12 protein-coding genes are annotated in these 13,418 nt (G+C 38.4%); 2 read left to right on the forward strand and 10 right to left on the reverse strand.

Going from position 1 to position 13,418, the window contains the following annotated elements:
• Positions 1–54 precede the first annotated feature (54 nt).
• Complete coding sequence (locus CD29_RS05830) at positions 55–507, forward strand: hypothetical protein (RefSeq protein ID WP_036184032.1); 453 nt, start codon at positions 55–57, stop codon at positions 505–507.
• Between the two features lie 135 nt (positions 508–642).
• On the opposite strand, the gene glnA is transcribed toward CD29_RS05830, so the two are convergent.
• The 4 genes from glnA to CD29_RS05850 all read right to left on the reverse strand — a co-directional run bounded on the left by glnA (position 643) and on the right by CD29_RS05850 (position 5,147).
• Complete coding sequence (gene glnA, locus CD29_RS05835; RefSeq protein WP_036184034.1) at positions 643–1,977, reverse strand: type I glutamate--ammonia ligase; 1,335 nt, start codon at positions 1,975–1,977, stop codon at positions 643–645.
• A 55-nt stretch (positions 1,978–2,032) separates the two neighbouring features.
• On the reverse strand, positions 2,033–2,395 hold the full coding sequence (locus CD29_RS05840; protein WP_036184108.1) for a MerR family transcriptional regulator: 363 nt from the start codon (positions 2,393–2,395) through the stop codon (positions 2,033–2,035).
• A gap of 229 nt (positions 2,396–2,624) precedes the next feature.
• Entirely contained in the window at positions 2,625–3,212 is a 588-nt protein-coding gene (locus CD29_RS05845; RefSeq protein WP_169716158.1) for a Bax inhibitor-1 family protein, read from the reverse strand.
• Positions 3,213–3,899: 687 nt separating this feature from the next.
• The gene (locus CD29_RS05850; protein WP_036184038.1) at positions 3,900–5,147 is read right to left on the reverse strand and encodes a methionine gamma-lyase family protein; all 1,248 of its coding nucleotides are present in this window, start codon (positions 5,145–5,147) and stop codon (positions 3,900–3,902) included.
• A 174-nt stretch (positions 5,148–5,321) separates the two neighbouring features.
• Between CD29_RS05850 and CD29_RS05855 the strand changes: the two genes are divergently transcribed.
• Entirely contained in the window at positions 5,322–6,179 is an 858-nt protein-coding gene (locus CD29_RS05855) for a dimethylarginine dimethylaminohydrolase family protein (protein ID WP_052124018.1), read from the forward strand.
• Positions 6,180–6,257: 78 nt separating this feature from the next.
• Here the strand turns inward: CD29_RS05855 and CD29_RS05860 are convergent, their stop codons facing one another.
• From CD29_RS05860 to mutL, 6 genes are all read right to left on the reverse strand, one after another.
• Complete coding sequence (locus CD29_RS05860) at positions 6,258–6,560, reverse strand: rhodanese-like domain-containing protein (protein ID WP_036184040.1); 303 nt, start codon at positions 6,558–6,560, stop codon at positions 6,258–6,260.
• Between the two features lie 271 nt (positions 6,561–6,831).
• Positions 6,832–7,068 carry an RNA chaperone Hfq gene (gene hfq / locus CD29_RS05865; RefSeq protein WP_036184043.1) on the reverse strand — a complete coding sequence of 79 codons (237 nt, stop codon included), beginning with the start codon at positions 7,066–7,068 and terminating at the stop codon, positions 6,832–6,834.
• Positions 7,069–7,128: 60 nt separating this feature from the next.
• The gene (miaA, locus tag CD29_RS05870; RefSeq protein ID WP_036184045.1) at positions 7,129–8,061 is read right to left on the reverse strand and encodes a tRNA (adenosine(37)-N6)-dimethylallyltransferase MiaA; all 933 of its coding nucleotides are present in this window, start codon (positions 8,059–8,061) and stop codon (positions 7,129–7,131) included.
• A complete protein-coding gene (locus CD29_RS05875) occupies positions 8,039–8,974 on the reverse strand; it encodes an alpha/beta hydrolase (RefSeq protein WP_328286474.1) in 936 nt (311 codons plus the stop codon). The genes miaA and CD29_RS05875 overlap by 23 nt, the downstream gene beginning before the upstream one ends.
• A 94-nt stretch (positions 8,975–9,068) precedes the next feature.
• A complete protein-coding gene (locus tag CD29_RS05880; protein ID WP_036184048.1) occupies positions 9,069–10,700 on the reverse strand; it encodes a glycerol-3-phosphate dehydrogenase/oxidase in 1,632 nt (543 codons plus the stop codon).
• 183 nt (positions 10,701–10,883) lie between these two features.
• Positions 10,884–12,779 (reverse strand): DNA mismatch repair endonuclease MutL, encoded by a 1,896-nt coding sequence (gene mutL / locus CD29_RS05885; protein WP_036184051.1) that lies wholly within the window; start codon positions 12,777–12,779, stop codon positions 10,884–10,886.
• Positions 12,780–13,418: the final 639 nt, after the last annotated feature.

Genomic DNA, 13,418 nt, shown 5'->3' on the forward strand with positions numbered 1-13,418 from the left:
AATTAATAAGTAATAAGAGTTTCCATGATTCCAACTAAAAGTAGGTGAATTCAATTGAAACAATTTATGCAATACATACGCAATGAACAAGGTGGTTCTGCCGTGAAGGTGATTGCGATTTTCGTGATTGTTCTTTTATTAGTGGGTGGTGCTGCCGGGGTTTATTTCCAATATTTTAGTAACGCTACATTTACAGAAGAACAAATTGCTGAAGCAACAGGGGTAGCACAAAATGAGTATGCTGGATTGTCAGCCATTGCAGTTGATTATACAGTCGACCAACAACAAGATGCCATTACAAGTTTAGGTTTTGAGGAAAATAAAAAAGACAAGCAAACTACGATTTACGAAAAGAAAAATAATAATGATACAGATTTTTATATTTTACTAAGTGTTCAACCACACGATTCATTTCCAAATCTATCTAGAACATTAGTGCAAGTGTTTGATAAAGAAAACCGTGAGTTAATGTACGAAATGGATAATGTTGTTACTTGGAAAAAGTAAGGTTTTGGAAGGGGCTCCTAAATTGGAGCTCTTTTTCATTTTTGAATGAAAAAAAATAGCTAATCCCGAAGTTTACCGGAATTAGCTATATAATGTCAGAATCGTTTCTGAATTGTGTGAGTGCAAAGCACCCAATTAGTACATTTTCATGTACTGATCGCGCTCCCAAGGGTGAACATAAGAGCGGAACATTTCGAATTCGATTTCTTTTGCTTCTTTGAAGTTTTCGTAAATGTGTGAGCCTAGAGCTTCTTTAACAACTTCATCTTTTTCTAGTAGACGAAGTGCATCGTCTAATGAAGGTGGTAAGTTGTCGATACCGTTTGCAATACGCTCAGCTTCAGTCATTACGTAAATGTTACGGTTAACTGGTGCTGGTGGTACTAAGCCTTGGCGAATTCCTTCAAGACCTGCTTCTAAAATTACAGCCATTGCAAGGTATGGGTTTGCTGATGGGTCTACTGAACGTACTTCAATACGAGTAGATGCACCACGAGCGGATGGCACGCGAATTAATGGTGAACGGTTTTGAGCTGACCAAGCAACATAACATGGCGCTTCATAACCAGGCACTAAACGTTTATAGGAGTTTACAGTTGGGTTTGTGATTGCTGTAAATCCTTGAACGTGGTGAAGTACACCTGCCATAAATTGCATAGCCGTTTCTGATAATCCGATTTCAGTATGCGGATTGAAGAATGCATTTTCGTTTCCTCTGAATAGAGATACGTTAAAGTGCATACCAGAACCTGCTTCACCGAATAATGGTTTTGGCATAAATGTTGCATGTAAACCGTGTTTACGTGCAATTGTTTTTACTACTAATTTAAAAGTTTGTATATTATCACATGCAGTAATTGCATCTGCATATTTAAAGTCGATTTCATGTTGACCTGGCGCTACTTCGTGATGAGATGCTTCGATTTCAAAGCCCATTTCTTCAAGCTCTAAAACGATATCACGACGGCAGTTTTCACCAAGATCAGTTGGTGCTAAGTCGAAATAACCACCATGGTCATTTACTTCTAGCGTTGGCTCTCCTTTATCATCCAATTTGAATAAGAAGAATTCCGGCTCAGGCCCTAAGTTGAAACTTGTAAATCCAAGTTCTTCCATTTTCTTTAAAATACGTTTTAAATTTGAACGAGGGTCCCCTGCAAATGGTTGACCGTCAGTAGTAGCGATATCGCAAATTAGACGCGCCACTTTACCTTTTTCATGAGTCCAAGGGAAAATTGCGAAAGTATCATAATCTGGATGTAAATACATGTCAGATTCTTCAATTCGTACGAAACCTTCAATAGATGATCCGTCAAACATCATTTTGTTATCTAATGCTTTATCTAATTGGCTTACTGGTATTTCAACGTTTTTAATAGTACCTAGAATATCCGTAAATTGAAGTCGGATATATCTTACATTGTTTTCTTTTACGATTTGTTTAATGTCTTCTTTTGTGTATTTACCCACAGATTGCACTCTCCTAATTTCGCTTGCTTGTCAAAATTTTTTTCTCTGTATTGTGTTACTGGTAAAAACGTGACATATCCCCATGTCTTAGGGACGGTTTTTGCTGGCGTTGCACCAGCTTCATTTCTTCACGTAGGATTTGACGTAATTCACTATCTGATATTTCTTCTTTAGCTTGAGCTTTTAACTGGCTTGAATGTTTTTTCATGTCGAACACTTTTTTGATTCCAGCCATGTTTACCCCTTGTTCAAGCATATCTTTTATCTCAAGAAGAGTATCAACATCATTTAAAGAAAACATACGTCGATTACCTTCCGTACGGTGCGGTTGAATAAGCTCGTGTTCTTCGTAATAGCGAATTTGCCTAGCAGAAAGCTCTGTTAATTGCATCACTGTACTAATTGGCAATAGCGGCATTGAGCGACGAAGTTCACTAGATCTTTTGTTTTCACTACTCACTCTCTCCACCTCCCCTTACAAATAATATACTCTTTGGAAGATTGGTTGTCAATTACATGTTAGGAAAACTAACATACGTCTTTTATTATTGAATTTTTTGGAAATTTAGATGATAAAAACTACAGATTCGTAAGGTAAACGAGAGATCTGTAGTCTTTATTAAGATGAGGAATATTGTGCGTGATAATCAATTTCGCCTTACAACTTCTAGTAAGTTTGCTATTAGATTAAAGAAACTTAAAAATAGGTAAAGTGTCACGTAAATAACATCATCATCTCTCACATAGTTGTAGCAGATCATGTTGAATTCGAAGACGGTGTAAACAGCAAAAAAGAGAACTAGCATTGCCGCAAGGAATAGTAGGAATGTATTTTCTACTGGAAAAAATACGAAAACAAATGAAAAAACGATTACTACCACGACAACTGCAAATATGATACTCCCCATTTCCGTAATATCCCCTGGAATTTTCATCCCAGCCACAGCAAGCAGAGTAAATATAATAACCGTACTTACGAAAACGGTAAACAGTAGATCTTCCCCAAGTATGTCAATAAAAAATAGGTACAGCCATAACAACATAATCCCCGTTAAAAATGGGACGAGATAAAGAATGATGTCAGGGAGTCGAATGTGTTTCACAAAACAAGTAACCACTATTAATGCAAGACAAATCAATGATATCGGGGTGACTACTGAAGATGGTAACCACGTCCCAAACAGCACACCAAACAACATTAACCCCCACATCACAGCATAATGTTGCAAGATCATATTAACGTTTCTGTTGCGCCCAGCGTAAACCATTTTCAACCCCAATCTTTTCTTTATTACTTACTATATTTCAAAAGATTGTGGGATATTAGTAGATTTTGATGAAGATTGAAGAATGGAGGTTATGGTTTGGTTACGGGGTGACAGATTTTGCATAGGTGGGGTAGGAATTTAACGTGTTTGGGTAGATTTTAAGTGCGGATAATACTGATCAGTTTATTATTTTGTCATTTGGATTTGATACAAAATTTGATTTTCTATCGATTGTTGGAAAATATACTATCTTTAATGGAAATGAGGAAATGCTCAGTTACCTTTTGCTCGTATTTTTATTGCGCTTGGGCACTGAGGAGGTTTCTCGGTTACCTTTTGTTCGATTTCTTGTTGCATTCGGGCACTGAGGAGGCCTCTCTGTTACCTTTTGCTCGATTTCTTGTTGCATTCGGGCACTGAGGAGGCCTCTCGATTACCTTTTGCTCGATTTCTGGTTGCATTCGGGCACTGAGGAGGCCTCTCGGTTCCTTTTGCTCAATTTCTTGTTGCATTCGGGCACTGAGGAGGCCTCTCGGTTACATTTTGCTCGATTTCTTATTGCATTCGGGCACTGAGGAGGCCTCTCTGTTACCTTTTGCTCGATTTCTGGTTGCATTCGGGAATTTGAGGAGGCCTCTCTGTTACCTATTAATTTTAAACCAACTTCTGCACCGCGCTACAAATCGCGTACTTCACATGCTCGTAAGTTAAGCCACCTTGAATGTATGCAGTAAAAGGTGGGCGAATCGGGCCGTCAGCAGTTAACTCAATGCTCGAACCTTGCACAAAAGTTCCTGCAGCCATGATCACATCATCTTCATAGCCCGGCATGTAAGCTGGTATTGGCGCGTAATGGGCATTAATAGGTGATGCGGCTTGAATTTCTTGACAGAACGCCACCATTTGCTTAGCCGTTTGGAAAGACACAGATTGAATTAAGTCCGTACGAACATCTGTATAATGAGGAGACGTTGTCATCCCCACTTCTTCTAACATCGCTGAAGTGAAAATAGCCCCTTTCAGACTTTGCGCTACAATATGTGGCGCCATAAAAAATCCTTGGTAAAAATCGGCCAAAGTATTTAATGAGGCTCCTGCTTCTGCACCGATCCCTGGAGAAGTCATACGGTATGCGCACATCTCAACTAAATCAGCACGGCCAGCAATGTATCCGCCAATCTTAGCTAATCCTCCACCAGGATTTTTGATTAAGGAACCAGCCATTAAATCAGCCCCCACTTCCGTAGGTTCTTGCTCCTCAACAAATTCCCCGTAACAGTTGTCCACAAAAATCACGACATCTGATTTGATTTCTCGAATTTTCTCACACATCTCACGAATCGCTTCTATCGTATATGAAGGACGACTAGCATATCCTTTCGAACGTTGAATGGCTACCATTTTTGTGCGTTCATTAATGGCAGCACGAACCCCGTCCCAATCGATTTCCCTGTCATCGATCAAGTCAACATGCGAGTAGCCAATTCCAAAATCCTTCAAAGATCCTGTATCCTTCTCACCACCATCGACGATTGATTGCAATGTATCGTAAGGCTTCCCTGTGATATAAACGAGCTCGTCACCAGGTCTCAGCACGCCGAAAAGACTTAATGTAATTGCATGCGTACCTGAGATAATTTGTGCGCGCACAATAGCAGCCTCTGCTCCGAAGGTTTTTGCATAAACGCGTTCTAAATTGTCACGTCCCTCATCATCGTAACCATAGCCACTAGATGGATGAAGATGATAATCACTCACTTGATTTTCCCTAAAAGCAGCAAGCACCTTTTGCTGATTAAAGAAAGCAGTTTGATCTACTTTTGCGTGGTAAGGACGAACTCTTTCTTCAATTTGTCTTGCTAATGCAAGGGTTTCAGGTTTAATAGATGATATAAATGCCATATGTATTACTCCGTTCTTTATGAATTCCTATATCATCATATCAATACTTTTCATTTTTTGAAATAATAATAAAATCCTTTCACTTGCATGGAATAATTTTATTCTTCTCACCTGTGTAATAACCCACGCTTATTTAGGAAAACATAGTGAAAAAGAGTTTTTGGAGGATAATTAATGCAAGAACATCCAAGTGAAATTTATAAGACTTTTTGCAAGAGTGAATACGATGTATTAAAACGTGTCATTCTTTGTTCGCCTCAATATATGACCATTCGTGATGTCATCAATGAAACACAAAAACATTTTGAGAATGAAGGAATTCATATTCAACGCGCGCTAGAGCAGCATCGTGAATTTGTAAAAACGTTAATGGATCATGATGTTGAAGTGATTTTACTACCTTATCATAAAAAATATCCTGAACAAGTTTTTACTCGGGATATTGGCTTTACACTTGGACAAACAATATTTGTTGCAGAAATGGCAACCGATGTTCGTGCCGGTGAGCAAAATGTACTAAAACAGTGGCTGGAAGATGAAGAAATTTCTTACTATAATTTAATCGGGGAAGAAATTGAGGGTGGAGATGTAATGATCGATCAAAAGACAATTTATGTCGGTTTGAGTGATCGAACAAATGAAAAAGCAGCCCAACAACTTCAACGTTTGTTAAATCAATACGAAGTAATTCAAATCCCATTTAAAGAAAAATATTTGCACTTAGATTGCATATTTAATGTGATTTCACCAGAAGTGGCACTGATCTACCCAAAAGCTTTAATGCAAAAAGACATTGATTTTTTAGCTAGTCGCTATGATTTAATTGAAGTATCGGAAGAAGAACAATTTCAGCTTGGCACAAATGTATTAAATATTGGTAATAAGAGAATCTTTAGCTTGCCAATCAATAAGAATGTAAATAAACAACTGCGTGATCGTGGCTTTGATGTGATTGAAGTGGATATTACAGAAATCATCAAATCTGGCGGGTCATTCCGTTGTTGTACACTTCCTATTTTACGAGAGCTTTGATAATCAAGGTGCTAGGCATTCAAATGCTTGGCACCAAAAAACACACAGAAGAAGGATTTCCTCTGTGTGCCAATAGTTTTATTTAAATTCTAGCTCTCCATCATAGTCCATCATGCCGCCTTCAAGATTAACCACTTGAAACCCTTGTGATTCAAGGTATTCGCAAGCATTTGCACTGCGAACGCCACCTTTACAAACTAAAATATATTCTTTGGACTTGTCCAATTCATTCACTTTTTCAGGAATAGAGCCAAGTGGAATATTGATAGCACCAGGAATCATCCCATTTTCAACTTCAAAATCTTCGCGAACATCAATAATGTTTAAATCTTCGTTAGCGTCTAATAAATTAATGATTTCTTCTGTAGTCATCGATTTCATTTTCATAAAACTCCTTTTTCTTTTACTATTGCCATTATAGATAATAATAGGGAAATCGGCTAGGAAGTTAACTTCTTCATGTTGAATTAATTTATGATTTTATACTGCTGAATTTTTGGGCTATGCCTGGGGTCACCTTGACTGACTGGCGATTACTTCATTAATTTTGGCTAATATCCCTGGCAATATCTCTCCCCGAATCCACAAGAACCAACGTCCAGCAGATTTCGCACACAAAAAAATCGGCTAGTAGGAACTGCCGATCTAAAAATTATGCATTTTCTTCAACACTATCATGGATGGAGATGTTTTTTGCGGGAACGAATGTTGAAATAGCATGTTTGTAAATTAGTTGTTGTTTGCCTTCTGTTTCTAGTAATACAGTAAAATTGTCGTAGGATTTAACGATTCCTTTCAGTTGGAATCCGTTTAATAGAAACACTGTTACGAAAGTACCGCTTTTGCGTAAAGTATTTAGGAAAGTATCTTGTAAATTGATCGATTTCACACAAACACCTCATTTTTCCTTATAATTTTGACCTATTCGTATACATTCTCTATTAATCGACTATTTTCCTTCTTGATATTCAAAAAATTTGGAAATTTTTATAATTTCACTCCAATTATTGCCAATCCATTGAACGTCCATTTTATTTCGAAAATAAGTCAACTGTCGCTTTGCATAACGTCTGGAATTTTGCTTTAAATCCTCTATCGCTTCTTCCAATGTTAATCTTCCATCGAAATAGGCATAAAGTTCTTTATAGCCGATTGCTTGAACAGACTGCACACCTCGAATATCTCGGTCATACAACGACTTCGCTTCCTCAAGCAATCCCTTCTCCATCATAAGGTCAACACGCAAATTAATGCGCTCATACAATTTTTCACGATCCATATCCAGACCGACAATCAAATGATTGTACATAGGAATCGTCCCTCTATTAAACTCCTCCGACGCTTTAGAGACACCGTTTAGCTCAACCATTTCAAGCGCTCGTATTACCCGTCTCGTATTATTCGGGTGAATCGTTTTCGCTGTTTCTGGATCAAGCTCCATCAGCCTTTCATGCATAGCTTCAGGACCAATCCGTTCAAGATCCTTATAATACGCCATACGTGCATCTTCATCTACTTTTTCTTCTGTAAATTGAAAATCATATAAAACAGCTTGAACATACAAACCCGTTCCTCCGACAATAATTGGAAGTTTACCACGCGATCTAATTTCAGCAATCTTTTCCCGTACTAATTGCTGATATTCCGCTACAGAAAAACTTTCGGTAGGTTCTTTTATGTCCAATAAATGATGTGGGATGCCTTCCATTTCTTCCTCTGTAACTTTAGCTGTTCCAATGTCCATTCCCACGTAAATTTGCATGGAATCGCCATTGATAATTTCACCATTAAATTCTTTGGCCATTTTTATACTTAATGCTGTTTTTCCTGATGCAGTAGGCCCAACAATGGCTACTACCTCAATTTGCTCTTGTTTTGTCATTTGCTTTTAACCACCGTGTTACTACGTCATATACGCGTTCTTTATTAACTTCATTTAAAATTTCATGGCGCATGCCTTCAAACAGATAGATAATTACATTTTGAAGCCCTGCATTTTTCAATTGTTCTGCAACCTTATAAACGCCTTTACCTTTAAGTCCAACAGGGTCTTCAGTCCCACTTATCAATAAAATCGGCAAATCTTTTTCAATTCGCTCGTTTTCTTCTTTTCGATTAATAACGAGTAACCCTTCTGTCAGATCGACAAAAAATTGATTCGTTGCAATAAATCCACATAGCGGGTCTTCAATGTATTTACGAACTTCATCTTCGTCAGATGTTAGCCAATCATATCCCGTTTTCACATTTTTAAATTGCTTATTAAAACCGCCCAAAGAAAGCTCATTCATTAACTCACCTTTAGAGTCTTTCCCTTTTGTTCTTGCAAGAGTTCGAGCAAGCGTATTCCCAACTTTATGGAGGACTGTTGTTGTGCCTGTTCCGCACAAAATACAACCATCGACAACATCACTGTATAGTTGGATAAAACGTCGTGCAATAAAAGAGCCCATACTATGACCAAAAAGATATATTGGGACTTTTTTGTAATCATAACGAACATTTTGAATCACTTCATAGACATCATCAACTACTCGAGCAAATCCATTTTCATCTGCAAAGTATCCAAGCTTCCCGTTCATTTCTGCAGTTTTCCCATGACCTCTATGATCATGAACGGTGACGAAATAACCTTGCTCCATTAACATTGTTGCAAAAGTATCATACCGTCCCCCGTGTTCCCCCATTCCATGTAATATGTGGAAACGTCCAATTACTTCTCCAGTCGGTTCATAAATTCGAACAAATACTCGATGCCCATCATTAATCAATAACTCCATCGAACGCTTAGTCAAGTTTTGCTCCTCCTAGTTCCCCTAGTATTTAACGATAATACTTATCCTTAATATTACAGCTAATTGGAGTACTTTTCAAAAAATGCATTCTTCTTTATTTTGGATTTTTCGCATCATCGATAAATAAATCAAGTTGCGTTTGGTAAATTAACTTTTCCGTATCAGAATAACCAATAGTATTGCTCATTAGATCAACCACTGCACTCTTATATTGTTCAACTGTTGCAATATCAAAATAGAGCATTCCAGTTCGGCGAATAAAGAAATCCGAAGGTGTATAAGCCATTTCTTTCTCAATGGAATAACTTAATTCTGCGTATAGAGCTAAAGGAAGATTCAAATCTGCACTATGGTTTTTCGCATGAATGAACACATCATCTACATTCGTACCGTATTTTGCAGTTAAAGCTTTGGCATCTTCATATGAGAAACCGAGTGATTCCCCTACTTTTGCTTTATTTTTAATATAGTCCTCAAAGTTTTTCGAATTAAGGCCCTTTGCACCCGATAATGCTAGAACTTGCGTAATGCAGTTCGTTGCATGTTTAAAACGATTTTTCTTAACTATTTTATCAACAATTTCTTCTGCCATTTTGCGATAGCCTGTTAATTTTCCCCCTGCAATGGTCATTAATCCGCTTTTAGACGTCCAAATTTCATCTTTTCTAGAAATTTCAGAAGGATTTTTTCCATCTTCATAAATTAAAGGGCGGACCCCTGCCCAAGTAGATTCAACGTGCTGAGCTACGACGTTTTGTTCAGGGAAAATAAAATTAATTGCCTCGATTAAGTATTCAACATCTTCACTGGTTGCCGTTGGGTTAATCGGATCATCCTCGAAAAACGTATCGGTCGTCCCTACGTATGTTTTCCCATCCCTTGGAATCGCAAAAACCATTCGCTCATCTTCTGTATCAAAATAAACGGCTTGTTCGAGCGGGAGAACAGATTGATCAATGACGATGTGAATGCCTTTTGTTAGGCGCAGCTGTTTTTTCTTCTGCGCTTGATCAAGTGCTTGCACATCTTCAATCCATGCACCAGTTGCGTTTACAATTTGGTGTGCGTGAATCGTGATCGTGTCACCAGAGATTTCATCTTTTACTGTAGCTGCCACAATTTTTTTCTTTTTGTAAACAAAATCTGTAACCCTAGCATAGTTAATGCAAACAGCTTTATATTCAACGGCTTTCTTGATTACTTCCATTGTAAGCCTAGCATCATCTGTTTTGTATTCTACATAATAGCCAGCACCCTTTAAACCTTCTGTTTTAAGGAAAGGCACTTTGTCTAATGTTTCTTTTTTGGAGAGCATTTTTCTGCGTTCATCTTTTCGCACATTGGCAAGTCGATCGTAAAGTCTTAATGCAACTGAAGTAGTTACTGACCCAAGAGAGCCTTCTTTATATATTGGAAGCAGCATCCACTCAGGTTTTGTTACGTGAACCGCATTCTCATATACAATTTCTCGTTCACGGCCAACATCGGCCACTAACCCGACTTCAAATTGTTTTAGATAACGTAATCCACCATGAACTAACTTCGTTGAGCGGCTAGACGTTCCTGCCGCAAAGTCTTGCATTTCAACAAGGGCAACTGAAAGACCGCGTGACGCAGCATCCAGAGCGATTCCTGCCCCAGTAATTCCCCCGCCAATTACGAGCACATCAAATGCGTAACTGTTAAGCGTGTTAAAAATGTGCGAACGTTCTTTATATGAATACATGATATTGCCTCCTTTTTTATGTTTGTTTGTAATTGTTTGGTGTGAGTAGTATAATCCCGACAAATCTGCGAATATATCCGACTTTTTTGCTGAGAATACCGACAAAATTAAGAGTAAATCCGACATTTTCATAGAAAATTCCGACAATGGCAGATTACTACAATTAATTATTAAATATTTCACCTACATTACACGCTTAAACATCTTCTCCACTTCATAAGTTGAAAAGTGTATCATAACAGGTCTGCCGTGCGGGCATGTAAATGGATTATCAGCTTTTCTCAAATCTGCCAGAAGTGCTACCATCTGATCCTTTGTCAAAAAATAATTCGCTTTAATCGATTTTTTACAGCTCATCATAATTGCTGCTTCTTCTCGTAGTTTTTTCACATCTGCACGTTTCGTTTGCATCACTTGTTCAATAAGTTCCTCAATAATTTCCTGTTCAAATCCTAGAGGGAACCAGGTTGGATGTTCGCGAACCACAAACGAGGATTGACCGAAATCTTCAAGAAAGACACCGACTTCTTCTAACGCATGAAGACTTTCTTTGAGTATTAAAGCCTCATCATATGAGTAATGAAATGTTAGCGGAAGTAGCAATGACTGACGCTCATTTGGATTGACCTCTCCTACTTTATCTCGGAAATATTCATATTTTATGCGTTCTTGAGCTGCATGCTGATCGATTAAATAAAAGCCATCCTCCATCTGCGCCACAATATACGTACCATGAATTTGGCCAACGATTTCCAAGTCAGGGAAAGGTTCTTTTTCAGCTACAGGCGGTGTTTCAGTGAACGTTTCGCTTTCGCTTTCGCTACTTTCCTGATGGCAGAAGATTTCATCATCGCTACTTTCATGCTGTGTGGTAGTATCGAATACATCGCTCGTTTCAAATGTCGGTGTGATGTCAGGTTGTGAGATTTCATTTAACGGCACTTCTTTAACAACTGTCGGTTCAGCGTTCAATCGTTGCACAATTTCATTTAATTTTGTTTCATTAAATGTTGGCGTACTATTTTTCCATATGTTCATTTGCTCACTTGGCACGCGGGTTGGTTTTTCCTTTTTTTGCGCTAGAGGTACATGAATTGCCCCACGTATCGCTTCACGGACCGCCTTCTCGACTAAAGGCAACAGCTCTTGCTCTTTAGATAAGCGAATTTGAAGCTTCGCTGGATGAACATTGACATCCGTTAATTGCGGATCGCCTTCTATATAGAGAACTACAATAGGGTAGCGTTCAATGGGCAAATATGTGTGATATGCATCAACAATTGCTTTTTGAATCAAATAATGTTTTACCCATCGACCGTTTACAAATAATGAAATATAGTTTTTCGATGCACGTGTCACTTCCGGCATTGAAGCGTAGCCATGCACCTTGTAGTCCTTTGATTCAATACTGAATGGGATCATTTTTTTCGCATTTTGCATTCCATAAATCGCCGCCAGCACTTGCTGAACATTGCCCCTGCCGTTCGTTTGGAGGAGAACCCCTCCATTATGTACAAGTTTAAAGGCAATATCGGGATATCCAAGTGCTAAGCGATTCAATAAATCAATAGAGTGCCCAAGTTCGGTTTGTATTGTTTTTAAATATTTTAGCCGCGCTGGTGTGTTGAAAAATAACTGGGATACTGTGATGTCCGTTCCTTTTCTAAATGCGGTCGGTGTTTTCGATATAACATGACCGCCTTCTAGATGCACTTCCAAGCCGCTCGTTTCCCCATCAGATGTTTTCAAAGTAACTTTTGAAACGGATGCAATGGACGCAAGGGCCTCACCACGAAATCCTAGCGTTCGGATTCGGAAAAGATCTTGCTCTTTTGAAATTTTGGAAGTGGCATGGCGTCCAAAACATAGAAGGGCATCATCCTCATCCATTCCTCTCCCATTATCTGTTACTTGAATGGAGGTTAGTCCTGCTTCTTCGAGAAAAACTTCAATGGACGTACTTCCCGCATCAATGGCGTTTTCAACTAATTCTTTCACGACCGATGAAGGACGCTCAACCACTTCCCCAGCGGCAATTTTATTTGACAGCCATTCTTCCATTACTTGAATTTTTCCCATTAGGAATCGCCTCCTTTAATATTGTTTGGTTATTAATTAAGAATCCCGACAGTTTTCCTAATAATCCTGTAGTTTTTTCGTCTAATCCCGACAATTTATTAGGGATTTCCGACAAAACTCTTGTTTAATGGATAGTTCAGCTTTGTTTCCTATTCGTTTTGTTTCATAGAGCGCTTCTATTGGACAGTTCACCCTTGTTTTCGTTCTGTTTTGTCTCATAGAGCGCTTCTATTGGACAGTTCACCCTTGTTTTCATTCTGTTTTGTCTCATAGAGCGCTTCTATTGGACAGTTCACCCTTGTTTTCATTCTGTTTTGTCTCATAGAGCGCTTCTATTGGACAGTTCACCCTTGTTTTCATTCTGTTTTGTCTCATAGAGCGCTTCTATTGGACAGTTCACCCTTGTTTTCATTCTGTTTTGTCTCATAGAGCGCTTCTATTGGACAATTCACCCTTGTTTTCAATTCGTTTTGTATCATAGAGTGCTTTTATTGGACAGTTCATCCTTGTTTTCGTTCTGTTTTGTCTCATAGAGCGCTTCTATTGGACAGTTCACCCTTGTTTTTGTTCTGTTTTGTCTCATAGAGCGCTTCTATTGGACAATTCTCCCTTGTTTTCATTCTGTTTTGTCTAATAGAA

Source organism: Ureibacillus manganicus DSM 26584 (assembly GCF_000772945.1).
GTDB lineage: Bacteria > Bacillota > Bacilli > Bacillales_A > Planococcaceae > Ureibacillus > Ureibacillus manganicus.

Excerpts from the sequence above, each read along its gene's own strand:
- CD29_RS05840 (WP_036184108.1), bottom strand. The coding sequence starts at position 2,395 with ATGCCGCTATTGCCAATTAGTACAGTGATGCAATTAACAGAGCTTTCT.
- CD29_RS05845 (WP_169716158.1), bottom strand. The coding sequence starts at position 3,212 with ATGATCTTGCAACATTATGCTGTGATGTGGGGGTTAATGTTGTTTGGT.
- CD29_RS05850 (WP_036184038.1), bottom strand. The coding sequence starts at position 5,147 with ATGGCATTTATATCATCTATTAAACCTGAAACCCTTGCATTAGCAAGA.
- CD29_RS05855 (WP_052124018.1), top strand. The coding sequence starts at position 5,322 with ATGCAAGAACATCCAAGTGAAATTTATAAGACTTTTTGCAAGAGTGAA.
- CD29_RS05860 (WP_036184040.1), bottom strand. The coding sequence starts at position 6,560 with ATGAAATCGATGACTACAGAAGAAATCATTAATTTATTAGACGCTAAC.
- miaA (WP_036184045.1), bottom strand. The coding sequence starts at position 8,061 with ATGACAAAACAAGAGCAAATTGAGGTAGTAGCCATTGTTGGGCCTACT.
- CD29_RS05880 (WP_036184048.1), bottom strand. The coding sequence starts at position 10,700 with ATGTATTCATATAAAGAACGTTCGCACATTTTTAACACGCTTAACAGT.
- mutL (WP_036184051.1), bottom strand. The coding sequence starts at position 12,779 with ATGGGAAAAATTCAAGTAATGGAAGAATGGCTGTCAAATAAAATTGCC.